The sequence below is a fragment of the Nocardioides marmoriginsengisoli genome, assembly GCF_003725695.1.
In the GTDB taxonomy this organism is placed as follows: Bacteria; Actinomycetota; Actinomycetes; order Propionibacteriales; family Nocardioidaceae; genus Marmoricola; species Marmoricola marmoriginsengisoli.
In genome coordinates, this window is sequence record NZ_RJSE01000003.1 from 465,020 (window position 1) to 488,546 (window position 23,527).

The window sequence follows — 23,527 nt, forward strand, 5'->3', positions numbered from 1 at the left end:
CGCCCGCCTCAATCGACAGCTAGGGCCTGTTCAACGACTACAGGACGCGGTGCATCCAGTGGAACTCATCGGCGGAGCGGCCGTACTGGATGTCGATGAGGCTCTGGCGGATCTGCTGGGTGAGCGGGCCGGTCTCGGTGGAGCCCTGGACCTCGCCGCCCTCCCATTTCAGGGTGCCGACCGGGGTCACCACGGCCGCGGTGCCGCAGGCGAAGACCTCGGTGATCTCCCCGGACGCGACGCCCTCGCGCCACTCGTCGATCGAGAAGAGCCGCTCCTCGACCTTGTGACCGGACTGGTGGGCGAGCTCGATGATCGCGGACCGGGTGATGCCCTCGAGGATGGTCCCGGTCGCCGGGGTGACGATCCGGCCGTCGGCGAACACGAAGTACATGTTCATCCCGCCGAGCTCCTCGACGTACTTGCCCTCGGCACCGTCGAGGAAGACCACCTGGTCGCAGCCCTGGGCGGTCGCCTCCTGCTGCGCCACCAGCGAGCTGGCGTAGTTGCCGCCGGTCTTGGCGGCCCCCATCCCGCCGCGGCCCGCCCGGGTGTACTCCTCGGTGAGCCAGAGCGTGAGCGGCTTGATCCCGCCCTTGAAGTAGGCGCCGGCGGGCGAGGCGATCACCATGAAGGTGACGTGCTGCGAGGGCCGCACGCCCAGGAACGCCTCGGTGGCGATCATGAACGGGCGGATGTAGAGGCTCTTCTCGGACCCGGCCTCCGGCACCCAGCGCTGGTCGACCGCGACGAGCGCGTCCACCGCCTGCACGAAGTCCTCGGGCTCGAGGACCGGCAGCGCGAGCCGGTGCGAGGACCGCTTCATCCGCTCGGCGTTCTGGTCGGGCCGGAACGTCCAGACCGAGCCGTCCTCGTGCCGGTAGGCCTTCATCCCCTCGAAGGTCTCCTGCGCGTAGTGCAGGACCGCGGTCGCGGGGTCGAGGGTGAGCGGCCCGTACGCAGTGATCCGGGCGTCGTGCCAGCCCTTCTCGGGCGTCCACTCGACGGTGAACATGTGATCGGTGAAGTACGTCCCGAAGCCGGGGTCGGCCAGGATCTCAGCCACCTGCGCGGCGGTGCGCGGGTTCGCCGAGGGGACGATCGAGATGTCGAGGGTCATGAGTTCACGTTATCTCTCTGGATCGGAATTGCAGAACAGGGGTGAGTGGCTGTTAACCGCCGAGAAAGCTCCCTGAGCTGCGTCCCGGGCCCGGCCTGGTCAGGCAGGTGCCGCCGCGCAGCTCAGCCGGCTACTCGGGCGGCGATCCGGTCGCCGATCTCGGGCGTGCTCAGCGCCGCACCGGGCTCGCGGGAGGCGAGGTCGGCGATCACCGCGTCCTCGACCGTCCGCGCCGCCTCGGTCAGGCCGAGGTGGTCGAGCATCAGCGAGACCGAGAGGATCGCCGCGGTCGGGTCGGCCTTGGCCTGACCCGCGATGTCGGGCGCCGAACCGTGCACCGGCTCGAACATCGACGGCGCGGTCCGGTCCGGGTTCACGTTGCCGCTCGCCGCCAGGCCGATACCACCAGTCACGGCGGCAGCGAGGTCGGTGATGATGTCGCCGAACAGGTTGTCGGTGACGATCACGTCGAAACGGCCCGGGTCGGTCGTCATGTGGATCATCGCGGCGTCGATGTGCATGTAGTCGGTGGTCACCTCGGGGTACTCCGCGGCGACCTCCTGGAACAGCCGCCACCAGACCGAGCCGGCGTTGACCAGCACGTTGGTCTTGTGGACCAGGGTGAGCTTCTGGCGCGGGCGGCGCTGGGCCCGCGCGAACGCGTCCCGGACGACCCGCTCGACACCGAACGCGGTGTTCACCGAGACCTCGGTGGCGACCTCGGCCGGCGTACCGACGCGGAGCGCGCCGCCGTTGCCGGTGTACGGACCCTCGGTGCCCTCGCGGACGACGACGAAGTCGACCTCGCCCTTCTCGAGGATGTGCGGGGCCAGCGGGGAGACCGATCCCGGGAAGATCCGGGACGGGCGCAGGTTCACGTAGTGGTCGAGCTCGAACCGCAGGCGCAGCAGCAGGCCGCGCTCGAGGATGCCCGGCGGCAGGTTCGGGTCGTTCGGCTTGCCGCCGACAGCACCGAGCAGGATCACGTCGTGGTTGCGGATCTCCGCCAGCACCGAGTCCGGAAGCACCTCGCCGGTGGCCAGGTAGCGCTCGGCCCCCAGGTCGTAGCGGGTCGGCTCGAACTTCGCACCGCCGGCGACGCTGGACGCGGTCACCTGCTCGAGCACCTTGAGGGCTTCGGCAGTCACTTCGGTGCCGATCCCGTCTCCGGGGATGACGGCGAGCTTCAGCGACTGGTTCTCTTCGGTAGGCATGGCGACGAGGTTAGTTGTCGTCGGGGCGCGGGCCGCCGTTGTCTCGCAGGTCAAGAGCGGCTTGCAGCGCCGCCAGCGAGGCGGGGCTGTCGGGGTCGTGCTTCGCAGGTCCCCATTCGGGTGCCGTGCCGTGCTGGAAATGCATCTCGTACATGGTGGTGCTCGATTCGCTCGCGGAGTGGAAGTCGTAGGCCTGGTGGCACGGGTACGCCGAACTCCGCGGCGAGGTGGCCTACGAGTTAGGCCCCGCCACGGCGGCGAATGGATACGAACAGGCTCCGCATGGTGAATCGAGGATAGATCGACTGGCGCCGGGGTGAACGGGAATTAACCAGGACGTCCCACGATTCGAGACTTCGGGCCGCGATGTGGAATGCGACGGTGCTTTTGAAAGACTTCCGGCATGAGCGCTCCCCCCGACGTACCGGCCATCGTGGCGCGCGCGTTCGACGTCTCCCGCCGGGCCGGCTACGTCTCCTTCTGCCGCAACGAGACCGGGCGGCTGCTGGCCGCGCTCGCCGCCACCCGCAACGGCACGATGGCGGAGTTCGGCACCGGTTGCGGGGTCGGGACCGCCTGGCTCCGCTCGGGCGCGCGCCCCGGCTCGATGATCCTCTCCGCCGAGCTGGACGAGAAGCTCGCCGTGGCCGCTCAGGTGATCTTCGACGACGACCCGCAGGTCGAGGTGCTCGCCGCGAACTGGTCGACGCTGCTCAACAAGGGCCCGTACTCGCTGCTCTTCCTGGACCCGTCCTCCCCCGAGGACGCCGGCGTCGACGCGGTGGCCGACCTGGTCGAACCCGGCGGCATCGTGGTGATGGACGACTTCACGCCGTGCGACACCTGGCCGCCGGTCACGATGGGGCGGGTCGACACGCTCCGGGAGACCTGGCTCTCCGACGACCGGTTCACCGCCGTCGAGGTGATGGTCGCGCCGGACGCCTCCGTGCTGATCGCTACGAAGAACTAGTCGCTCGGCACCGCACGCAGGACGGGACCGGTGTCCCGGGCCGGCAGCTCGACGATCGCGTACGGCAGCATCGCCTGCACCATCGGCCCGATCGCCAGGGTGTAGATCAGCGTCCCGACGCCGACGACGCCGCCCATCAGGAACCCGATCACGACGACGCTCACCTCCAGCCCGGTGCGCACCAGCCGGATCGAGACGCCGGTACGGCGGTGCAGCCCGGTCATCAGGCCGTCCCGGGGACCGGGGCCGAACTGCGAGCCGATGTACAGCGCCGTCGCCACGCCGTTGAGCAGGACGCCGGCGAGCAGCATCACGATCCGGACGACGTACGAGTCCGGGGTGCTGAGCAGGCTCAGCGCTACGTCGGCGGAGAGGCCGACCAGGAACGCGTTCGCGATCGTGCCGAGGCCGGGCAGCTCCTTGATCGGGATCCAGAGGAGCAGCACCACCAGGCTCATCACGATCACCGCCTCGCCGATCGAGAGCGGCAGGTGCTTCGCCATGCCCTGGTGCAGGACGTCCCACGGCGCGTTCCCGATCGCGGCGCGCAGGATCATCGCCAGGGTCAAGCCGTAGAGCGCCAGGCCGAGGGCGAGCTGGACGAGCCGACGGGTCAGCCGGCCCGCGCGGAGCTGCTCGATCGGGCCGAGCCGGGCCAGCTGGCGCGGGGTCGCGTCAGCGGAGACCGGCACGGCGCAGCAGCGAGTCGAGGGTGAGACGACGACGTGGCCGGCGGCCGAGGGGCGGGGTTCCCATCCGGGAGTAGTCAAAGGCGGGCATGGAAGTACTCTCCCGCTAATTGGTCTGGTTCTAAATAGCCAATCGTGCTTCACTGGTCTGTATGAGCCAGGTCATAGCCGCCGCCCGCGTCGCCGCCCTGGTCGGCGACTTCGACCGCGAACCGGCCTACCGCGGACTGGCCGAGGGCCTCCGGGTGCTGATCACCGATGGTCGGCTCCCGGTCGGCGTCCGGCTGCCCAGCGAGCGCGAGCTCACCGATGCCCTCGGCGTCAGCCGGACCACCGTCACGCGCGCGTACGCCGAGCTCCGCGACCACGGCTTCCTGACCTCCCGCCAGGGCTCCGGCAGCGTCGCCAGCCTGCCGGCCTCTCGCGGGCTGCGCAGCGACCACCTGCTGCCGCCCGGCGACCTGCCCGCCGGGAAGATCGACCTGACCTGCGCCTCCCCGGTGCCGGGCCCGGGGATCCTGGCCGCCTACGAGCGCGCCGTCGCGGACCTGCCCGGCTACCTGGCCAGCACCGGCTACTACCCCTCCGGCCTGCAGGTGCTCCGGGAGGCGGTCGCCGACCGGTTCACCGAGCGCGGCCTGGCGACCGCGCCGGAGCAGATCATGATCGTGCCGGGCGCCCAGTCCGGGATGGCGATCGCCTCCCGCGCCCTGATCGGACGCGGTACCCGGACGCTGGTCGAGAACCCGACGTACCCGAACGCGATCGCCGCGCTCCAGCACACCGGGGCCCGGCTGGCCTGCAGCCCGGTGGGCCGCGAGGACCCGGACGCCGAGGACCTGCTCGCCACCATCCGGCAGACCCGTCCGCAGGTCGCCTACCTGATCCCCGACTTCCACAACCCCACCGGGCACCTGCTTTCCGACGAGAGCCGGGCCAAGGTCGCCGCCGCCTTCGCGGCCGTCGGCACCACCCCGATCATCGACGAGTCCATGGTCGAGCTGCCGCTCGACGGCCAGTCGATGCCGGCACCGTTCGGCTCCTACCTGCCCGGATCGATCACCGTCGGGTCGCTCAGCAAGCCGTTCTGGGGCGGGATCCGGGTCGGCTGGCTGCGCGCGCCCCGGGCACTGATGGACGACGTGTTCCGCGCCCGGCTCAGCCTCGACCTGGGCGCCCCGCTCCTCGAGCAGCTCGTCGGCACCGACCTGCTGCGGAACCACGCCGGCCTGATCGAGCACCGCCGCGCCCAGCTGCGCGCCTCGCGGGACGCGGCACTGGAGGCGCTCCGCGAGCACCTGCCGGACTGGAAGGTGCGGCCCCCGTCAGGCGGCCTGAACCTGTGGTGCGAGCTGCCCGCTCCGCACTCCTCCGCGCTGGTGCCGCGGGCGGCCGCCCAGGACGTGCTGCTGGCGCCCGGCCCGAGCTTCGCCCCCGAGGGCGGGCTCGACCGGTTCCTGCGCCTCCCCTACACCCAGCCGGCGCACGTGCTGACCGACGCCATCTCCCGGCTGGCGGTCGCCTGGGAGCAGACGCTCGCCGACCCGGGCACCCTCCGCCGGAAGGCGCCGTCGCTGGTGGCCTAGATCCCTAGATCCGGGCCTACTGCCAGACGCGCACGTAGTCGATCTGCGTCGTCGCCGGCAATTGGGTGCGCGAGGTCACCGCGTTGGACCCGGTGCCGAGCATCTGGCTGAGCACCAGCATGTAGGCCTTGTTGAACGGGTACTGGCCGGCGACCGCGGTGTTGGTCAGGCAGACCTTGCCGTCGTAGCTGATCTTGATCGCCTGCGGCGTCCACTCCAGCAGGTAGGTGTGCCAGGCGCCGCTGACGTTGGCGACCTTGCAGTTGGTGTTGGTCGCGTTCGGGTCCATGTAGGACGAGCCGTAGTGCAGGAACGGGATCACCCGGTCCGGGTACTGGCTGTACCACTCGGCGATGTCGATCTCACCGTTGTACGGCCACGGCTGGGTGTTCTCCTGCGGGTACATCCAGATCGCCGACTGCAGGCCGGGGAGTCGGCCCGAGGGGAACTTCGCCCGCACCTCGAACCGGCCGTACGCCTGGGCGAAGCGGTTGAAGGTGCTGACGGTGCCGGCGGTGTAGTTGGTGAGATAGCTGCCGGTCGGGCTGGCGCAGACGAAGGCCTTGAAGACCTTGCGCGCGACCAGCTTCAGGCTGCCCATCGACTGGGTGACGTTCTGCTTGGTGTCGGTGTAGCAGGCGCCGCCGGAGTTGTACGCGCTGTTCGCGGTGGTCTGGATGAACCACTTCGAGGTATCCAGCGTGGACCCGGTGAAGTCGTCGCCGAAGGTGCAGGTCCACGGCGTTCCGTCGGCCTTGAGCACCACCGCCGTACCGCAGGGACCGGCAACCGCCTTGGCGGGAAGCTTGGCCTCCGCCGGAGACAGCTGGGCGGTCGCCAGCAGCGCCGTTCCGAGCCCCAGGACCACCACTGCCGCCAGACCACGAACCCGCTTCAGGACGCGAGCATGCATGAGCCGTTCCTCCCCACTCAGCGACGCGAGTCGACCCGGGTGCAACCGGTCCGATCCCACAATTAGGGTAAAAAGTAGCGCAAATCAGTCAGATTGCATAGCCATACGGCCAACGGAAATCTGACTCAGGACCAGGCGCGGACCCAGGCGAACTGCGACCGGTTGACGGCCGGGGTGGCCGCGGTGGGCGCGTTCCTGGCCAGGCCGAAGCCGCCGAACATCGCCATGAAGAACGGCTTGTCGAACGGCGACGAGAGCGTGTCGTTCAGCAGGCAGGTCTGGCCGTCGTAGCTGATCCTGATGGTGCCCGGGTACCACTCCAGCAGGTAGGTGTGCCAGTCCTGGACCCGGTCGACGTAGCACTCCTTGTTGGTCGCCTTGCTGTCGTTCAGGCCGACGTAGTGCAGGAACGGGATCACCCGGTCCGGCCACTGGCTGTACCACTCGGCCACGTCGATCTCGCCGGTGATCGGCCAGACCGCGCCGGAGGCATCGGCGGGCCAGAGCCACAGCGAGGTCTGCACGCCGCGTTCCTCGGTGTAGGGGAACTTGGCCCGGAACTCGAAGCGGCCGAAGGCCTGCTCCCACTTCTGGTAGGTGCTGACCATGCCGGAGCTGTACGGCGTCACGAAGGTGCCGCGGCCGCGGGCGCAGCTCACCGGGCTCGACTCCCGGCGGGCAACCAGGTTCAGCACGCCGCCGGAGACGGAGACGTTCTTCGGGCTGTTCATGAAGCAGTCCTTGCGGACGCCGAACGCGAACTCGTCGCTGGTCATCACGCGCCACAGCCTGGTGTCCAGGGAGTCACCGCTGAAGTTGTCGGCGAACGTGCACTTCCAGGGAGTGCCGTCCGGCTTGCGGTAGGTGTTCACGCCGCAGTTGGGGGTATTCGCGGCGGCAGCCTTCCCGGCCCGGTGCCCGGCCGCCGCGCCCGCCTTGGCACCGGCCTTCCGGCCGACCTTCCGGCCCGCCTTGGTGCCCGCCTTGGTGCCGGCCTTCACGCCGAGGCTGGAGCTGAGCTTCGCACCCGCCTTGCGACCCGCCTTCGCGCCGGCGAGAGCACCAGCCTTCCGGCCGGCGGCCTCACCCGCCTTCGCGCCGCGCGCTCCGCCCGCCTTGGCACCGGCTGCCCGGCCCGCCTTGGCGCCGGCGGCGGCGCCCGCCTTGCGACCGGCGGCCTGGCCGGCCTTCGTGGCCGGCCGCAGCGCGGCGACCCGCGCCGGCGAGGTGCTGCTGCTCGCGCTGGTGGTGGTGTCACGCATGGTCACGACCGGCTGCGCCGAGGCGACCGGTGCGATGGTCGCGAGGCTGGCGACGACGGCTGCGGCTGCCCCGAAGGCTGCCCCGGCTTGGATGCGCGTGCGTAGTGACACAGGTCCCCCACGGGTCGTTGGTGGCATCGATCCGGGGTGCAGCCGGGCCGATCCCGAGAGAAGGTGCATCAAACGTGTATTCCGGACAGTCCGGGACAACGATTCGGGGCAATGTATCCCAGTCCATGACGGCCCGGGAGACATTGCCCCGAATTCGATGCGACCGGTCTACTCGGTGAGATCCACCCCGCGAACGGTCTCGGCGTCGATCGCCGAACGGATCTGCTCCAGGACGTCGCCGGGCACCGCGGAGTCGACCGAGAGCGCGACCAGCGCCTTGCCGCCCTTGGCGTCCCGGGCCACCTGCATGCCCGCGATGTTCACACCGGCGTCGCCGAGGATCTGGCCGACCGTGCCGACCATCCCGGGACGGTCCTCGTAGCGGAAGAAGGCCAGGTGGTCGGTCGGCTCCAGGTCGACCAGGAAGCCGTTGACCTCGACCAGGCGCTCGCGCTGGTTGATGCCGACCAGGGTGCCGGAGACCGAGAACTGGGTGCCGTCCGCGAGCGTGCCGCGGATGGTGATCAGGTTGCGGTGGTCCGGGCTCTCCGGGTCGGTGACCAGGCGGACGGCCGTGCCGCGCTCGGCAGCGAGCAGCGGCGCGTTCACGTAGGACACCTGCTCCTCGACGATGTCCGCGAAGACGCCCTTGAGGGCCGCGAGCTCGAGGACCTTGACGTCGAACTCGGTGATCTCACCGCGCACCTCGACGTCGATCGACTGGGCGACCTCGCCGGCCAGCGAGGTGAAGATCCGGCCGAGCTTCTCGGTCAGCGGGATGCCCGGGCGGACGTCCTCGGCGATCACGCCGCCCTGGACGTTGACCGCGTCGGGGACGAGCTCGCCGCTCAGGGCGAGCCGGACCGACTTGGCGACGGCGATGCCGGCCTTCTCCTGGGCCTCGTCGGTGGAGGCGCCCAGGTGCGGGGTGGCGACCACGTTCTCCAGCTCGAAGAGCGGCGAGTCGGTGCAGGGCTCCTTCGCGAAGACGTCCAGCCCGGCCGCGGCGATCTCCCCGGTCTTCAGGGCGTCGTACAGGGCGGCCTCGTCGACGATGCCGCCGCGGGCGGCGTTGACGAGCACCAGGCTCGACTTGGCGGCCTTGAGCTGCTCGGCGCCGATCAGGCCCACCGTCTCGGGGGTCTTCGGCAGGTGCACGCTCATGAAGTCCGCCTCGGCGAGCAGCTCCTCCAGCGAGACCATCCGGACACCCATCTGGGCGGCCCGGCCGGCCTGCACGTAGGGGTCGTAGGCGATCACGTTCATGCCGAAGGCGGAGAGCCGCTGGGCGACCAGGACGCCGATCCGGCCGAGGCCGACGATGCCGGCGGTCTTCTCGTAGAGCTCGATGCCGGTGTACTTGGAGCGCTTCCACTCGCCGTTGCGCAGGGCGGCGTGCGCCGGCGAGACGTGCCGCGCGGCGGCGAGCATCAGGGCGACCGCGAGCTCGGCGGCGCTGACGATGTTGGAGGTCGGGGCGTTCACGACCATCACGCCGGCCTGGGTCGCCGCCTTGACGTCGACGTTGTCGAGACCGACACCGGCGCGCGCGACGATCTTGAGCCGGGTGGCCGCGGCCAGCGCCTCGGCGTCGATCTGGGTGGCCGATCGGACCAGGACGGCGTCCACGTCGGCGATCGCCGGCAGCAGCTCGGCGCGGTCCGCCCCGTTGCAGTTCCGGATCTCGAAGTCGGGCCCGAGAGCCTCGACGGTGGCGGGGCTGAGCTCTTCAGCGATGAGGACGACGGGCTTGCTCACGATGATCCTTGGGTTCGAGATGCCGGCAGGTGAGGGGCGACCGACCTGCCCCGGTCGCGTTGCTGCCGGGTGCTGTCGAGAGGTCGCCGTGCACGACGCTGTGCCCAGACCTCCACCTTACCCGAATCGGTGCCGCGCCTCGCGGTCGCCTTGGCAGCCGAAGAACCTCGTAGGAGCGCGCTGAAAATACGCTGAACGGTGCCGATCCGGGCCGGTGCCGGTGCGAAGGTGCTGGGGTGGAAGAACACCTGTGCGCCCACTGCGGCGCCACCCTCCCCCGTACCGGCACCTTCTGCCTGGCCTGCGACACCCCGGTCACCGAGCCGGCCAGCGGCCTCTCGGTCGGGGACACCCAGGTCGTCGCCTTCGGGCGTCCGCTGGTGGCAGCGGCCGCCGTCGCCGGGGTGGTGCTCCTGGTCGGCGTCCTGGCCTACGGGAGCGTCGCGATCTACCAGCGGCACCTGAACGGCAGCGTCGCGAAGGCCGCCAAGCAGGCGGTCACCCTCCTGGTCCGGGCCGAGGCCGGACATGCCGGCGCCTGTACGCCGGCGGCCTTGCTGACGACCGGCGTCCGGCACGACCAGGCGTGCGTCGCCATGGTCGACGACGACCCGGGAGCGCGGATCCGCCGGCTGCACGTCTCCGCCGTCCACCGCCACGGGCGCGAGGCCACGGCGTACCTGCGCGGGACCCTGGTCGACCAGGACGGCCGGCGCCCGTACGCCGCCCAGGTCGCGATGGTCCGGGTCGACAACGCCTGGGCCCTGCGCTGGGACGGCACCCCGATCGCCGCCCGGTAGGGGTTCAGTCGGTGCCGAGCTCCATCGCGGCCTCGTCCACGGCCGCCTCGACGTCCGGGTCGACCTCGGCGCTGATCGCGATCTGGTCGAAGCCGCCGGCCGGGAGCTCCCCGAACAGGGTGCCGTTCTCGACCAGCACCGTGCCCTGGTCGAGCGGCTGGTTGGCGTAGAGCTCCAGCTTCGCGCGGCTGTCGGCGATGTCCAGGTTGCGCATGGTCAACTGGCCGATCCGGTCGGTCGGGCCGAACGCGGCGTTCTCGACGCGCTCCATCGAGAGCTTGTCGGGGTGGTACGAGAAGTGCGGGCCCTCGGTCGCGACGATCGTGTAGTCGTCGCCACGGCGCAGCCGCAGGGTGACGGTCCCGGTGACCAGCGAGGCGATCCACCGCTGGATCGACTCCCGCAGCATCAGCGCCTGCGGGTCCAGCCAGCGGCCCTCGTAGAGCAGGCGGCCGAGCTTGCGGCCCTCGAGGTGGTAGTTGGCGAGGGTGTCCTCGTTGTGGATGGCGTTGAGCAACCGCTCGTACGCCGCGAACAGCAGCGCCATCCCGGGCGCCTCGTAGATGCCGCGGGACTTGGCCTCGATGATCCGGTTCTCGATCTGGTCGGACATGCCGAGACCGTGCCGGCCGCCGATCGCATTGGCCTCCAGGACCAGGGCCACGGCGTCGTCGTACCGCTTGCCGTTGATCGCCACCGGGCGCCCGGCCTCGAAGCTGATCGAGACGTCCTCGGTCTCGATCGCGACCGCGGGATCCCAGAACTTCACGCCCATGATCGGCTCGACGGTCTCCAGCGAGACGTCGAGGTGCTCGAGCGTCTTGGCCTCGTGAGTGGCGCCCCAGATGTTGGCGTCGGTCGAGTACGCCTTCTCCACCGAGTCGCGGTAGGGCAGCCCGTGCGCGAGCAGCCACTGGCTCATCTCGTGCCGGCCGCCGAGCTCGTTGACGAAGTCCGCGTCCAGCCACGGCTTGTAGATCCGCAGCTCCGGGTTGGCCATCAGGCCGTAGCGGTAGAACCGCTCGATGTCGTTGCCCTTGTACGTCGACCCGTCGCCCCAGATGTTGACGTCGTCGGACTGCATCGCCCGCACCAGCATCGTGCCGGTGACCGCGCGGCCCAGGGGGGTCGTGTTGAAGTACGCCTTCGCCCCCGAGCGGATGTGGAAGGCCCCGCAGGCGAGTGCGGCCAGGCCCTCCTCGACCAGCTGCGGCTTGATGTCGACGGCCCGGGCGATCTCGGCGCCGTACTGCTTGGCGCGGTCGGGGACCGAGTCGATGTCGGGCTCGTCGTACTGGCCGATGTCAGCGGTGTAGGTGCACGGGATCGCGCCCTTGTCCCGCATCCAGGCGACGGCTACCGAGGTGTCGAGACCCCCGGAGAAGGCGATGCCGACGCGCTCGCCGGTCGGGAGGCTGGTGAGAACTTTGGACACCCGAGAAGTATGCATCATCATGCATGACCATGCAAAACCCGGAGTGGGATCAGATCGCGCAGCCGTCCGGGCCGCAGGCGTCCGCGTCCCCGCCTCCGACCAGGTCGAGCTTCGGGTGCGCTTCGTTCCAGGCCTTCTCGAGCACGTCGGCGAAGACCTCGGGCGACTGCGCACCGGAGATCCCGTACTTGCGGTCGACCACGTAGAACGGCACGCCGGTGGCGCCGAGCGCGGCCGCCTCCCGGACATCGGCCTCGACCGCGTCGGCGTACTCGTCGGTCGCCAGCACCGCCCGCACCCGGGCCTCGTCGAGACCAGCGGCGACGGCGATCCGGGCCAGGGTGTCGTGGTCGGCGACGTTCTCGGTCTCGATGAAGTACGCCGCCAGCAGCGCCTCCTTGAGGCGACCCTGCAGCTCGGGGCCACCGGTCTCGAGCGCCAGGTGCAGTACCCGGTGCGCGTCGACGGTGCTCACCCGCAGGGACGCGTGGTGCCGGAAGAGCAGGCCCTCCTCGGCGGCGACCGCCTCGACGCGATCGATCATCTGCTTGCCGCCCTCGACTCCCCCGCCGTACTTGCGGCCGAGGGATTCGGCGACGGTCTCGACCGGGATCGCCGGCGCGGACGGGTCGAGCTGGAACGAGCGCCAGACGATCTCCACATCCTCCTTGCCGGGGAACGACCCCAGGGCCTTCTCCAACCGGCGCTTCCCGATATAGCACCACGGACAGACGACGTCGCTCCAGATCTCGATACGCATGCCGGGTCAACCACCGGCCCGCCCGGAATGTTCCGACCCTGAGGTCCCCCGGGGTGATCTCAGGGGCGTCTCGGGTGTTCTCCCCGATGTGCGGGCAGGGCTCCGGGAACGAGAGTTCGGGTCATGATCACCGTCGAAGCACTCACGAAGACCTACAGCGGCTTCACCGCCGTCCACGACGTCTCGTTCACCGCACGGGCCGGACGAGTCACCGGGTTCCTCGGGCCGAACGGCGCCGGGAAGTCCACCACGATGCGGATGATGGTCGGGCTCACCCAGCCGACGACCGGTTCCGCGACGATCAAGGGGCGGCCGTTCGCCGACCTGCCGAACCCCGGCCTCGAGGTCGGCGTCCTGCTGGACGCCTCGGCACAGCACGCCGGGCGCACCGGCCGGGAGATCCTCGGCATCGCCCAGCGCACGATGGGCCTGCCGAAGGGCCGGGTCGACGAGCTGCTGCACCGGGTCAGCCTCACCGATGACGAGGCCGAGCGCCGGGTCCGGAACTACTCGCTCGGCATGCGTCAGCGGCTGGGCATCGCCACCGCGCTGATCGGCGACCCCGAGGTCCTGATCCTCGACGAGCCGGCCAACGGACTGGACCCGGCCGGCATCCGCTGGATGCGCGACCTGCTCCGCGACTACGCGGACCAGGGCGGCACGGTGCTGCTCTCCTCGCACCTGCTGCACGAGATCGAGGTCGTCGCGGACGACCTGGTGGTGATCGGCAACGGCCGGATCGTCGCCCAGGGCACCAAGAGCGAGCTGCTCGCGGCCGCCGGGACCGTCGTACGGACGCCGCGGGCGCGGGATCTCGCGCACGCCCTCGAGGTCGCCGGCGTGGCCTGCACGCTCGGCACCGACGGCACGATCCGCACCGACGCCGATCCGGGCCAGGTCGGCGAGGTCGCCCTGGCGGCCGGCGTCCCGCTGGTCGAGCTCCGGTCCGCCGACGGCGCCGGGCTGGAGGAGATGTTCCTCGAGCTCACCGCCGCCACCCAACGAGAGTCCGGCACCGCCCCCACAGAGAAGAGCGCAGCATGAGCACCGCAACCCTGGAGCGCCCGGCCCACGCGGCCCACGCGCCGCACACGGTCGACCCGATCCCGATGTCGAGGATCGTCGGCGTCGAGATCTCCAAGATGTTCAACACCCGGTCCGGGTTCTGGCTGATGGCCAGCATCGGTATCGCCGCCGTGCTCGCCACCGGCGCGACGCTGCTGTTCGCACCGAACGACGAGCTGACCCAGGAGGCCTTCTCCGCGGCGATCGGCTTCCCGATGGCCGTGATCCTGCCGATGGTGGCGATCCTGTCGGTCACCAGCGAGTGGAGCCAGCGCAGCGGATTGACCACGTTCACCCTCGTTCCGCACCGCGGCCGGGTGATCGGCGCGAAGGTGCTCGCCACCCTGACGGTCGCGGTCACCTCGATGCTGCTGGCGCTCGCCGTCGGCGCGATCGGCAACGTGATCGGCTCGGCGATCGCCGGCGTGGACACGGTCTGGGACCTGTCGCTGCTGGACTTCGCCCTGATCGTGCTCGCCAACGCCCTCGGGATGCTCGCCGGGTTCATGCTCGGCGTGGTGCTGCGCAACTCGCCCGCGGCGATCGTCGGCTACTTCGTGATCTCGTTCGTGCTGCCGACGCTGTTCATGGTGCTCGCGAATGCCCAGTCCTGGTTCGAGGACGTCTGGCCGTGGGTCGACTTCAACTACGCCCAGGGCGCGCTCTTCAACGGAGACCCGAGTGCCGCCGAGTGGGCGCACCTGGGAGTGACCGGCCTGATCTGGCTGGCGATCCCGCTGGCCCTGGGCCTCCGGGTCGTGACCCGCTCCGAGGTCAAGTAGCCGATCGTGTGCCTGGGCGCGTCACTCGTGACGCGCTCAGGCACACGTCTGCGTCAGTGCTGGAGGGACGGGTCCCAGCGGTTCGCGATCAGCTTGAAGCTGGGGGTGTCCTCGAGCGAGGTCATCGACTCGTAGATCCGCTCGTACTTCGTCGCGCTGATCCGCCACGATCCGTCGGCGTCCCGGCGGTACTCGTCCAGGTAGTAGCCGCCGCCGCGGATCGTCATCTTGAAGTCGGGGACGATCACGGTGTCCTCGAAGGCCCACGATCCGGTGGCGGTGTCCCCGTCGACGTCGATCTCGGGGTGGTTGGCGATGTGGATGGTGACGATCCCGGGGCCGAGGTTCTCGGACATGAAGGCCACCACGTCGGCGCGGTTGTCGTAGTGCAGCGGCTTGTCCATCGCCTGGGTCCCGTACCGGGCGCTGACGTCCTCGGCCAGGCAGTCGCCGAACTCGTCCCACATCTTCAGGTCGAGGGTGCGGAAGTAGCGGTACTTGAGGCGCTTGATCTCTTCGATCGCGATGAGGTCCATGGAGTGACTCTAGAACTTGTTCTAGTTCTGGGGCCAGTGTTCGCGCAGGATTGAAGGCCCCTTCAGTCAGGGCGGTCAGAGCCCGGTGGAGGTCCCGATCTGCCGGGCGCTGAGCTCGTCGAGCGATCGGATCACCTTGGCGAAGGTGCGGACCTGACCCAGCATCAGGTGCTTGTCGAGCTTCTCGATGGCACCGTTGCGCGGCGCCGCGACCAGGTACGACGGGGCCGGGATCAACGACATCGTGGCGATCCGCTTCTTGTAGAAGTCGTGCCCCTCACCGAAGTACAGCGCCGGCGGCGGTGCCACCGTGAAGGTACGCCGGTTCGCGGTGCCGGCGGCGTTGCGCAGGTAGAGCCGCCGCATCCGGTTGTTGCTGGTGTAGCAGAACCCGACGTCGTTCAGCCCGGTCGCCCGGTACCGGTTCAGGCGCGGGTCGTCGGCCCACTCCCGACAGCCGAGGTGCTCCAGCGTGAGGGCGGCGACCGTCTTCCGGGACCGGCCGTCGAGCAGCTCCGGGTGGTCGGCGATCCAGCGGCTCGCGGACTGGGCGAGGAGGGCCCCGGTGCTCAGCTGCGGGATCTGGAAGTGCCCGGTCGTCGCCACGAAGATCAGTGACCGGCGGCGACGCGACCGCGGCACCCGGGAGAACTCGCGCGCCAGCGCCAGCAGGCCGAGCCCGCCGTTCTCCTCGGCCACGTTGGGCCCGTCGGTGTGGGTGTTCACCACGACCGCCTCCCGGGGATCGCTGCCCGGGAGCACCGCCCAGATCGTGTCGGTGGCGGCGTTCGGGATCAGCTGGGCGTCGAGGGTGAGCGTGGCCCTCGCCCCGGCACGGGCCAGCGTCCGGAGCCGCTTCCCCGCGGTCGGCCCGACCCAGAGCGCCGGGCAGCCCTGGTGGCCGGTCGTGAACGGGCTGTACTGGTCCTTGGCCAGGGCGTCGCTGACGCCGGTCCGGATGCAGACCACGCCGAGGACGCCCGCCCGGTGGGCGAGCTCCAGCAGCGGGGCCACCGCGATGTCGGTGATCGACGGTGCCGGCGCCAGCAGCGGCTGCTTCGCGGCCGGCGGGAAGTGTCCCGTGGAGGGGAAGGCGGCGCCGATCGGCAGCTGCGGCGAGGCGACCTCGACGACGGCGATCTTGCCCCGGGCGACGCCCCATGCCACCGCGTTCGTCGGGCTCAGTCCGAGGTGGACGAGCTTGCCGGTGACTCCCCCGGGCGGGGTCTCGCCGGAGTACGGGAAGTAGTAGGCGACGTCGATGGGCTCGCCGGCGACGGTCAGGCTCCAGCGCCGCGGCGCCCACCGGGTGAAGGTGTGCCGGTCCCGGTGCACCTTGAGCCCGGTCCGGGCGAACTTCGCCGCCAGCCAGTCGACGAAGTGCCGGTGCGCGGCGTTCCCGGTGAGCCGCGGTCCGCCGTCGGCCAGCAGGTGGTTCCACCGCCAGAGCGTGTCGGCGTCCACCGCCGCCGAGCGGGCGGCGTCGGCCATCCAGGCCGGGGTCAGGGCGACGCCGGCGCCGAGGCCGGCCGCGGTGATCAGGCCGCGACGGGAGAGGGAGGGAGAGGTCACGGGCCCACCCTAGGGAAAGCACCGCGGCCCCGGACCGTTTCCGGTCCGGGGCCGCGGGATGAGCTTGCGGGGGTCAGCGTGCCCGCACGTTGACAGCGCGTGCGGCCGCAAGGCGGAGGCCCGAATGCGGCCTTAGAGCGAAGCGGCCGTCGAGGGCCGAACAACGCCGCGGACGCTCCGCTGTCAGCGTGCGGCCGAGCCCTCGGTGTAGTCCTTGTCTTCCTGCTTCCACGAGAAGTGCGAGCGCAGCGCGCGGCCGGTGGCCTCGATGGAGTGCTGCGCCTCCTCCTCGCGGAGCTTGAGGAACTCGGCACCGCCGTTGTCCTGGTCGGCGATGAACCGGGTCGCGAACGCACCGCTCTGGATGTCATCGAGGATCGACTTCATGCTGGCCTTGACCTCGGGGGTCACCACGCGCGGGCCGGAGACGTAGTCGCCGTACTCGGCGGTGTCGGAGACCGACCAGCGCTGCTTGGCGATGCCGCCCTCCCACATCAGGTCGACGATCAGCTTCAGCTCGTGGAGGACCTCGAAGTAGGCGATCTCCGGCTGGTAGCCGGCCTCGGTCAGGGTCTCGAACCCGGCCTGGACGAGGTGCGAGACACCACCGCAGAGGACGGCCTGCTCACCGAACAGGTCGGTCTCGGTCTCCTCGGTGAAGGTGGTCTTGATGACGCCGGCGCGGGTGCCGCCGATGGCCTTGGCGTAGGACTTCGCGAGCTCCCAGGCGTTGCCCGAGGCGTCCTGCTCGACGGCGATGATGTCCGGGATGCCGCGGCCGGCGACGTACTCGCGACGGACCGTGTGACCCGGGGCCTTCGGGGCGACCAGGATGACGTCGACGCCCTCGGGGGCCTGGATGTAGCCGAAGCGCACGTTGAAGCCGTGGCCGAAGACGAGGGTGTCGCCGGCCGCGATGTGCGGCTCGATCGACTCGGCGTAGATGTGCCGCTGGAACTGGTCGGGGGCGAGGATGACGACGACGTCGGCCTCCTGGACCGCCTCGGCGACGGGGAGGACGCGCAGGCCCTCCTCCTCGGCCTTGGCGATGCTCTTGGAGCCTTCCTTCAGGCCGACCCGGACGTCGACGCCGGAGTCACGGAGGTTCAGCGCGTGGGCGTGGCCCTGGCTGCCGTACCCGATCACTGCGACCTGCTTGCCCTGGATCAGGGCGAGGTCGGCGTCGTCGTCGTAGAAAATTTCAGCCACGGGGGCTCTCCTTCTGATTGATTCTCGGTGGTTGAGCTTGTCGAAGCCCGTCGTGCGCGTCAGGCGCCGAAGGCAGTGACCGGAACAGGAACCGGGCGCAGGGTGCGCTCGGTGATGGAGCGTCCGCCGCGGCCGATGGCGACCAGGCCGGACTGGACGAGCTCCCGGATGCCGAACGGCTCGAGGACCCGCAGGAAGTCGGTGAGCTTGTCGGAGTTGCCGGTGACCTCGATGGTGATCGCGTCCGGGGACACGTCCACGACGCGCGCCTTGAACAGCTGCACCACGTCGAGGATCTGCGAACGGGTCTCCAGGTCGGCCTTGACCTTGACCAGCAGCAGCTCCCGCTCGATCGACTCGCGGTCCTCCAGCTCGACGATCTTGATCACCTCGATCAGCTTGTTCAGCTGCTTGGTGACCTGCTCGAGCGGGGACTCCTCGACGTTGACCACGATCGTCATCCGGGAGATCTCCGGGTGCTCGGTCGGGCCGACGGCCAGGGAGTCGATGTTGAAGCCGCGGCGGCTGAACAGGCCGGCGATCCGGGCCAGGACGCCGGGCTTGTTCTCCACCAGAACGCTCAACGTATGAACAGTCATCAGAGCTCGTCCTCCTCGAAGTCGGGCGCCAGGTCGCGGGCGTACTTGATGTCGTCGTTGGACGTGCCGGCGGCGACCATCGGCCAGACCATCGCGTCCCGGAAGACCCGGAAGTCCACGACCACCGGGACGTCGTCGATCTCCATCGCCTTCTTGATCGTCGCGTCCACGTCACCGGCGTTGTCGCAGGAGAGTCCCACGGCGCCGTACGCGTCGGCGAGCTTGACGAAGTCCGGGATCCGGCGCTTCGGCCCGGTGTGCAGGTCGGTGTTGGAGTAGCGGCCCTCGTAGAACAGGGTCTGCCACTGCCGCACCATGCCGAGCGACTCGTTGTTGATGATCGCCACCTTGATCGGGATGCCCTCGATCGTGCAGGTGGCGAGCTCCTGGTTGGTCATCTGGAAGCAGCCGTCGCCGTCGATCGCCCAGACGGTGGCGTCGGGTCGGCCGACCTTCGCCCCCATCGCGGCCGGGACCGCGAAGCCCATCGTGCCGGCACCACCGGAGTTGATCCAGGTGTTGGGGTTCTCGAAGCCCAGGTAGTGGGTGGCCCACATCTGGTGCTGGCCGACACCTGCGCAGTAGATCGACTCCGGGCCGCTGATCGCACCGAGGCGCTCGAGCACGTACTGCGGCGCCAGGCCGTCGGCGGGAGTGTCGTAGCCGAGCGGGTACTGCGCCTTGATGCCGGCGACGAACTTGACCCAGCCCTCGAAGTCTCCCGTGTTGCCGGCGTCCTGCTCGGCCTGCAGCGCGACGATCAGGTCGGCGATCACCTCGCGGCAGTCACCGACGATCGGCACGTCGACGTACCGGTTCTTGCCGATCTCGGCCGGGTCGATGTCGGCGTGGATGACCTTCGCGCCGGGCGCGAAGGAGTCCAGGTTGCCGGTCACCCGGTCGTCGAACCGTGCTCCGAGGCTGATGATCAGGTCGCTCTTCTGCAGACCCGCCACCGCGGCGACCGTGCCGTGCATGCCGGGCATGCCCAGGTGCTGCGGGTGGCTGTCCGGGAACGCGCCGCGGGCCATCAGCGTGGTGACCACAGGGATGCCGGTCATCTCGGCGAGCACCCGGAGCTCCTGCGCCGCCTTCGCCCGGATCACGCCGCCGCCGACGTAGAGGACCGGCTTGCTGGCCTCCAGGATCAGCTTGGTCGCCTCGCGGATCTGCTTCGAGTGCGGCCGCGCCACCGGGCGGTAGCCGGGCAGGTTGATCTCGGCCGGCCAGTCGAAGGTCGTCATCGCCTGCAGCGCCGACTTGGCCACGTCGACCAGGACCGGGCCCGGGCGGCCGGTCGAGGCCAGGTAGAACGCCTCGGCGACGGTGCGCGGGATCTCGGCCGGGTCGGTGACCAGGAAGTTGTGCTTGGTGATCGGCATCGTGATGCCGCGGATGTCCGCTTCCTGGAACGCGTCCGTGCCGATCGCCGCGGCCGGGACCTGGCCGGTGACGGCGACCATCGGGACCGAGTCCATGTAGGCGTCCGCGATCGGGGTGACCAGGTTGGTCGCGCCCGGGCCGCTGGTGGCCATGCAGACCCCCACCTTGCCCGTCGCCGCGGCGTACCCCTGGGCAGCGTGCCCGGCACCCTGCTCGTGGCGTACGAGGATGTGCCGGATCTTGGAGTCGTACAGCGGGTCGTACGCCGGGAGGATGGCTCCGCCGGGGATGCCGAAGATGTTCTCGGCGCCGGCGCTCTCCAGCGACATGATCAGACTCTGGGCACCGGTCACCTGCGTCCCGGTCGTGCCCTGCTCGGTCATCGCATTCCTTCGGTGGTCTCTCGTGGGCTTCTCTGCATCAAAAAACCCCCCGGCCAATGATGGCAGCGAGGGGTCGACGCGTGGGCGTTGGGGCTGGTGGCCTCAGCTCACGCGTCGCGTGCGTACAAGAATCTCAAAACGCATGGACACATAGTGCCCCTCGTGCCGTACGGCGCTCAACTCACTATGCCAGTCATCCCATCATTTGGGACACGCGTCTCGACTACTGGTTCTCCTTTCGCTCGCTCACTGGAAGCTGACGAACGAGATCCGCGGCCGGATCCGCAGGACCCGCTCCGGGCGCATCCGCGGGACGTCCTCGTCGTAGAAGAGCTTGAAGCCGAGCGCGAACTGCGACGGCCTGATCACCGCGCGGAAGGTCGCCAGCTTCGCCCGCGGCGGACCGAACCCGTCGACGTGCTGCACCATCGCCAGGTGCGGTCGCGGCCGCACCCGCTCGATGCCGCGGATCATCGAGGTCCGGAACTGGTGGAGCAGGAAGACCTTCTCCGGGAGCCCCTCGCGCACGGTCAGGTCCTCCAGCCAGGCCGAGACCCGGTTGACCTCGGCGGCCGCCACCGAGCCGATCACCCGGCCGGGGACCTGCCGGGGACGCATCCGCCACTCCGGATCCAGCGCGAGGCCGACCCACGGGTCCTTCAGCGCCCACTCCCAGCGCTTGGCGACCGACAGGAAGTCCGCGCGCCCGGGCTGGAGGTCCAGGATCAGCAGCGCGCCGTGGTGGTGCGCGGCGTCGATGTAGCGCTGGACCTGCGCCCGCGGGATGTCGGCATTGAAGTCGCGGTCCTTGCCGGGACTTCCGTGCACCACCGTGGCGATCAGCTCGAAGACCGGTTGGACGGGGCGGCCGCCGCGCGCGAACGGGGCGGCCGCCCTGATCAGCCGCGGCATGATCTGCTCCGGCGAACCCTCGCCCAGCACCCCGAGCGAGCCGGTGCCGGCGGTGCCGTAGTAGGCGACCAGCACCCGGTCGCCGGTGAAGATCCGGGCCGCTCCCCCGGGAAGGGTCCGGGGGACCTCGGGGCCCGCCGGCGTCGGGGCGGACGACGCGGGCGGAGCCGGCCTGATCGCCCGTGGCGCCGGCTTCCCGCTGCTCGGACCGGGATCTGCCGGCGCGGCCGGCGCCTGCTGCCCGACGGCGGCGATCACCAGCAGGAACGCGGCGAGCAGCAGCGAGACCAGGTACAGCGGCACCCAGTCGACGGAGTCCTCGGAGGTCGGCACGCCTCCATTCGACACCACCGGTGGTGATCGCGGACAGCGGCCGGCGACGGCGAGCCCTCGATCAGGCCGCCGAGGACGCCCGCAGCGCCGCGAACTCGCGGATCACGTCGAGGAGCAGCAGCATCGCCGGCGCGTCGTCGGCGCCGCGGTGGACCACCGAGAGCTCCTGGAACATCGGCGGGTCGAACTTGCGCACCGAGAACTCGCGCAGCGGCGCGCGCAGCGAGTCCACGCTGTGCCAGATGCAGGAGGCCAGTCCGGAGAGCACCGCCTCCAGCCAGACGCTGCGCTCGTCGCTCTCGATCGCGACCTCGGGCACGCAGCCGCAGGCCTCGAAGAAGCGGTCGAACGCGGCCCGGCGGTCGGTTCCGCTGGTCGGCAGCACCAGCGGAAGACCGCTCAGCTGCGCCACCGTGATCGGGTCGGGAGCCTCCAGCTCCGGCGGCGAGACCAGCAGGATCTCGGCGACCCCGAGCGGCACCGCCACCAGGTCGCTCTCGATCGCCTGGTCGCAGATCCCGAGGTCCGCCCGGCCGGTACCGACCAGCTCGTGCACCTCGCGGGCGTCCCCCGCCCCGATCAGCCGGGTGGGCACGGCGATCCCTTGCTGCTGGAGCAGCGCCAGGATCGGGACCGCCATCGAGGCCTGCAGGGTCGGCGTCGCGGCGATCACCAGCTGGGCGTCGCGGCTGGTGGCCTCGCCGACCCCGCGCAGCTCGTCGAGCGTGCGCAGCACCTTGCGCGCGCCGACCAGGAAGGCCTCGCCGTCGACCGTCAGCACGACCCCGCGCCCGGAGCGCGCGAACAGGACCACGTCGAGCTCGCGCTCGAGCAGCCGGATCGCGCGGCTCAACGCCGGCTGAGCGACGTACAGGGCGGCCGCGGCAGCGGTCATGCTGCCCCGGTCCGCGGTCATGACGACGTAGCGGAGCTGCTGGATGTTCAACGCTGCCGTCCCCTCGTTACTCGTCGGTCATGCCCAACCGGTCTTGGACCGGTTCACCCGCACGGCCCGAATGTAAGGGCACTTGCACCCTTCCACGAGGAGAACCATGCGATCCATCAGCTCACCCGCGCGACTCGTCGCCATCGGCGCCGCGCTGCTCACCGCCCTGGTCGGCACGATCGGCATCGCCCCGGCCCAGGCCGCTCCCCCGGCGCCGAGCCTGAACGGCCTCAAGGTCCTGATCACCAACGACGACAGCGCCCGCGGGCTGGACGCCGGCTTCGGCACCGACGGCAAGGGCCTGTACGAGCTCCGCAAGGCCTTCTGCGCCGCCGGCGCGGACGTCCTGGTGGTGGCCCCGTGGTCGCAGCAGAGCGGCGCCGCTGCCCGGATCGCCTCGCCCGGTTTCGCTCCGGTGCCGCTGACCGTCCAGGCGGTCACCCCGCCCGCGGCGTACACCAGCGACTGCGCGGGCTCCTCGACCGGCGGAGCCGTCTTCGGCGTCTGCATGACCGCCGGGCCGTGCGCCTCCGGCGTCCCGTCCGCCTCGCCCGCCGACACGGTGAACATCGCGCTGAGCCGGTTCGCGAAGAACTACTGGCCCGAGGGGCCGGACGTGGTCCTCTCCGGCATCAACTTCGGCCAGAACGTCGGCGCGACGCTGAACCACTCCGGCACCGTCGGCGCCGCCGTGACCGCCCGCGAGTACGGCGTCCCGGCCTTCGCGTTCAGCGCCGAGGTGCCCCGCAACCTGGCCCAGATCCCGTTCGTTCCGTTCGCCCAGACTGCCGCGTTCGCGACCGATCTGGTGCTGAAGACGATCAAGAGCAAGCAGCTCAAGCCCGGCCTGGTGCTCAACGCGAACTACCCGTTCGTGGACACCGCTGCCGGAGAGAAGCTCGGCAAGACCGTCACCACCGTGGCCGGGACGTCCAACGACATCGGATTCGACTTCACCGGCTCGGTGCCGGCCACCGGCGGCACCTACCTGCTGAACCCGGGCGTCCCGCCGGCGGAGACCCGGAAGAAGGCGGACACGACCGCGCTCGCGGCCAACAACATCCCGGTCACCCCGCTGGACGGCGACTGGACGCTGCCGAACCAGGGCGGCCTGCTGACCGCCCTGCTGGCGATCTTCGGCTGAGCGGATCGTCACGACAGGCCCGGCGTCTCGTACGCCGGGCCTGTC

At 70.3% G+C, this 23,527-nt stretch carries 21 protein-coding genes; 6 read left to right on the plus strand and 15 right to left on the minus strand.

From position 1 onward, the window contains the following. Positions 1-37 precede the first annotated feature (37 nt). Positions 38-1,120: a branched-chain amino acid aminotransferase gene (locus tag EFK50_RS04245; protein WP_123226285.1), complete on the minus strand. Its 1,083-nt coding sequence runs from the start codon at positions 1,118-1,120 to the stop codon at positions 38-40. 122 nt (positions 1,121-1,242) lie between these two features. After that, the gene (locus EFK50_RS04250; protein ID WP_123226286.1) at positions 1,243-2,334 is read right to left on the minus strand and encodes a 3-isopropylmalate dehydrogenase; all 1,092 of its coding nucleotides are present in this window, start codon (positions 2,332-2,334) and stop codon (positions 1,243-1,245) included. Positions 2,335-2,737: 403 nt separating this feature from the next. Here EFK50_RS04250 and EFK50_RS04255 point away from each other — a divergent pair, with 403 nt between their 5' ends. After that, positions 2,738-3,304 (plus strand): O-methyltransferase, encoded by a 567-nt coding sequence (locus EFK50_RS04255; protein WP_123226287.1) that lies wholly within the window; start codon positions 2,738-2,740, stop codon positions 3,302-3,304. Here the strand turns inward: EFK50_RS04255 and yczE are convergent. After that, the gene (gene yczE / locus EFK50_RS22060; RefSeq protein ID WP_183407680.1) at positions 3,301-3,996 is read right to left on the minus strand and encodes a membrane protein YczE; all 696 of its coding nucleotides are present in this window, start codon (positions 3,994-3,996) and stop codon (positions 3,301-3,303) included. The genes EFK50_RS04255 and yczE overlap by 4 nt on opposite strands. Before the next feature lie 149 nt (positions 3,997-4,145). Between yczE and yczR the strand changes: the two genes are divergently transcribed. Further along, a complete protein-coding gene (gene yczR / locus EFK50_RS04270) occupies positions 4,146-5,579 on the plus strand; it encodes a MocR-like transcription factor YczR (protein WP_123226290.1) in 1,434 nt (477 codons plus the stop codon). A gap of 16 nt (positions 5,580-5,595) precedes the next feature. Here the strand turns inward: yczR and EFK50_RS04275 are convergent, their stop codons facing one another. The 3 genes from EFK50_RS04275 to serA form a co-directional block, all read right to left on the minus strand. Next, positions 5,596-6,492 (minus strand): glycoside hydrolase family 16 protein, encoded by an 897-nt coding sequence (locus tag EFK50_RS04275; RefSeq protein ID WP_123226291.1) that lies wholly within the window; start codon positions 6,490-6,492, stop codon positions 5,596-5,598. Positions 6,493-6,617: 125 nt separating this feature from the next. Then, the gene (locus EFK50_RS04280; protein WP_123226292.1) at positions 6,618-7,865 is read right to left on the minus strand and encodes a glycoside hydrolase family 16 protein; all 1,248 of its coding nucleotides are present in this window, start codon (positions 7,863-7,865) and stop codon (positions 6,618-6,620) included. A 168-nt stretch (positions 7,866-8,033) separates the two neighbouring features. Next, positions 8,034-9,623 (minus strand): phosphoglycerate dehydrogenase, encoded by a 1,590-nt coding sequence (gene serA / locus EFK50_RS04285; protein ID WP_123226293.1) that lies wholly within the window; start codon positions 9,621-9,623, stop codon positions 8,034-8,036. Positions 9,624-9,859: 236 nt separating this feature from the next. On the opposite strand from serA, the gene EFK50_RS04290 reads away from it, so the two are divergent. After that, the gene (locus EFK50_RS04290) at positions 9,860-10,423 is read left to right on the plus strand and encodes a hypothetical protein (RefSeq protein ID WP_123226294.1); all 564 of its coding nucleotides are present in this window, start codon (positions 9,860-9,862) and stop codon (positions 10,421-10,423) included. Positions 10,424-10,427: 4 nt separating this feature from the next. Here the strand turns inward: EFK50_RS04290 and argG are convergent, their stop codons facing one another. Then, a complete protein-coding gene (gene argG, locus EFK50_RS04295; RefSeq protein WP_123226295.1) occupies positions 10,428-11,858 on the minus strand; it encodes an argininosuccinate synthase in 1,431 nt (476 codons plus the stop codon). A 49-nt stretch (positions 11,859-11,907) separates the two neighbouring features. Continuing rightward, on the minus strand, positions 11,908-12,618 hold the full coding sequence (locus tag EFK50_RS04300; RefSeq protein WP_123226296.1) for a DsbA family oxidoreductase: 711 nt from the start codon (positions 12,616-12,618) through the stop codon (positions 11,908-11,910). A 123-nt stretch (positions 12,619-12,741) separates the two neighbouring features. On the opposite strand from EFK50_RS04300, the gene EFK50_RS04305 reads away from it, so the two are divergent. Both EFK50_RS04305 and EFK50_RS04310 read left to right on the plus strand, forming a co-directional pair. After that, a complete protein-coding gene (locus tag EFK50_RS04305) occupies positions 12,742-13,662 on the plus strand; it encodes an ABC transporter ATP-binding protein (protein WP_123226297.1) in 921 nt (306 codons plus the stop codon). Beyond that, on the plus strand, positions 13,659-14,465 hold the full coding sequence (locus tag EFK50_RS04310; protein ID WP_123226298.1) for an ABC transporter permease: 807 nt from the start codon (positions 13,659-13,661) through the stop codon (positions 14,463-14,465). Before EFK50_RS04305 ends, EFK50_RS04310 begins: the two co-directional genes overlap by 4 nt. 53 nt (positions 14,466-14,518) lie before the next feature. Here the strand turns inward: EFK50_RS04310 and EFK50_RS04315 are convergent, their stop codons facing one another. From EFK50_RS04315 to EFK50_RS04345, 7 genes are all read right to left on the minus strand, one after another. Further along, a complete protein-coding gene (locus tag EFK50_RS04315) occupies positions 14,519-15,001 on the minus strand; it encodes a nuclear transport factor 2 family protein (protein WP_123226299.1) in 483 nt (160 codons plus the stop codon). 75 nt (positions 15,002-15,076) lie between these two features. After that, positions 15,077-16,573 carry a zinc-binding metallopeptidase family protein gene (locus EFK50_RS04320; RefSeq protein ID WP_123226300.1) on the minus strand — a complete coding sequence of 499 codons (1,497 nt, stop codon included), beginning with the start codon at positions 16,571-16,573 and terminating at the stop codon, positions 15,077-15,079. A 183-nt stretch (positions 16,574-16,756) separates the two neighbouring features. Continuing rightward, positions 16,757-17,782, minus strand: coding sequence for a ketol-acid reductoisomerase (ilvC, locus tag EFK50_RS04325; RefSeq protein ID WP_123226301.1), 1,026 nt, complete (start codon positions 17,780-17,782; stop codon positions 16,757-16,759). Positions 17,783-17,841: 59 nt separating this feature from the next. After that, the gene (gene ilvN / locus EFK50_RS04330) at positions 17,842-18,381 is read right to left on the minus strand and encodes an acetolactate synthase small subunit (RefSeq protein WP_123226302.1); all 540 of its coding nucleotides are present in this window, start codon (positions 18,379-18,381) and stop codon (positions 17,842-17,844) included. Beyond that, the gene (locus EFK50_RS04335; RefSeq protein WP_123226303.1) at positions 18,381-20,147 is read right to left on the minus strand and encodes an acetolactate synthase large subunit; all 1,767 of its coding nucleotides are present in this window, start codon (positions 20,145-20,147) and stop codon (positions 18,381-18,383) included. The genes ilvN and EFK50_RS04335 overlap by 1 nt, the downstream gene beginning before the upstream one ends. A 246-nt stretch (positions 20,148-20,393) precedes the next feature. Further along, a complete protein-coding gene (locus tag EFK50_RS22065) occupies positions 20,394-21,392 on the minus strand; it encodes a hypothetical protein (protein ID WP_183407681.1) in 999 nt (332 codons plus the stop codon). Between the two features lie 61 nt (positions 21,393-21,453). Continuing rightward, a complete protein-coding gene (locus EFK50_RS04345; RefSeq protein ID WP_123226304.1) occupies positions 21,454-22,338 on the minus strand; it encodes a LysR family transcriptional regulator in 885 nt (294 codons plus the stop codon). A gap of 106 nt (positions 22,339-22,444) precedes the next feature. On the opposite strand from EFK50_RS04345, the gene surE reads away from it, so the two are divergent. Further along, positions 22,445-23,482 (plus strand): 5'/3'-nucleotidase SurE, encoded by a 1,038-nt coding sequence (surE, locus tag EFK50_RS04350; protein ID WP_123226305.1) that lies wholly within the window; start codon positions 22,445-22,447, stop codon positions 23,480-23,482. Positions 23,483-23,527 lie beyond the last annotated feature (45 nt).

Bases quoted from the DNA above. Each gene is read 5' to 3' on its own strand.
- EFK50_RS04245 (WP_123226285.1), bottom strand. From the start codon at position 1,120: ATGACCCTCGACATCTCGATCGTCCCCTCGGCGAACCCGCGCACCGCC.
- yczR (WP_123226290.1), top strand. From the start codon at position 4,146: ATGAGCCAGGTCATAGCCGCCGCCCGCGTCGCCGCCCTGGTCGGCGAC.
- EFK50_RS04255 (WP_123226287.1), top strand. From the start codon at position 2,738: ATGAGCGCTCCCCCCGACGTACCGGCCATCGTGGCGCGCGCGTTCGAC.
- EFK50_RS04315 (WP_123226299.1), bottom strand. From the start codon at position 15,001: ATGGACCTCATCGCGATCGAAGAGATCAAGCGCCTCAAGTACCGCTAC.
- EFK50_RS04250 (WP_123226286.1), bottom strand. From the start codon at position 2,334: ATGCCTACCGAAGAGAACCAGTCGCTGAAGCTCGCCGTCATCCCCGGA.
- EFK50_RS04310 (WP_123226298.1), top strand. From the start codon at position 13,659: ATGAGCACCGCAACCCTGGAGCGCCCGGCCCACGCGGCCCACGCGCCG.
- surE (WP_123226305.1), top strand. From the start codon at position 22,445: ATGCGATCCATCAGCTCACCCGCGCGACTCGTCGCCATCGGCGCCGCG.
- ilvN (WP_123226302.1), bottom strand. From the start codon at position 18,381: ATGACTGTTCATACGTTGAGCGTTCTGGTGGAGAACAAGCCCGGCGTC.
- EFK50_RS04305 (WP_123226297.1), top strand. From the start codon at position 12,742: ATGATCACCGTCGAAGCACTCACGAAGACCTACAGCGGCTTCACCGCC.
- EFK50_RS04275 (WP_123226291.1), bottom strand. From the start codon at position 6,492: ATGCATGCTCGCGTCCTGAAGCGGGTTCGTGGTCTGGCGGCAGTGGTG.
- EFK50_RS04335 (WP_123226303.1), bottom strand. From the start codon at position 20,147: ATGACCGAGCAGGGCACGACCGGGACGCAGGTGACCGGTGCCCAGAGT.
- EFK50_RS04300 (WP_123226296.1), bottom strand. From the start codon at position 12,618: ATGCGTATCGAGATCTGGAGCGACGTCGTCTGTCCGTGGTGCTATATC.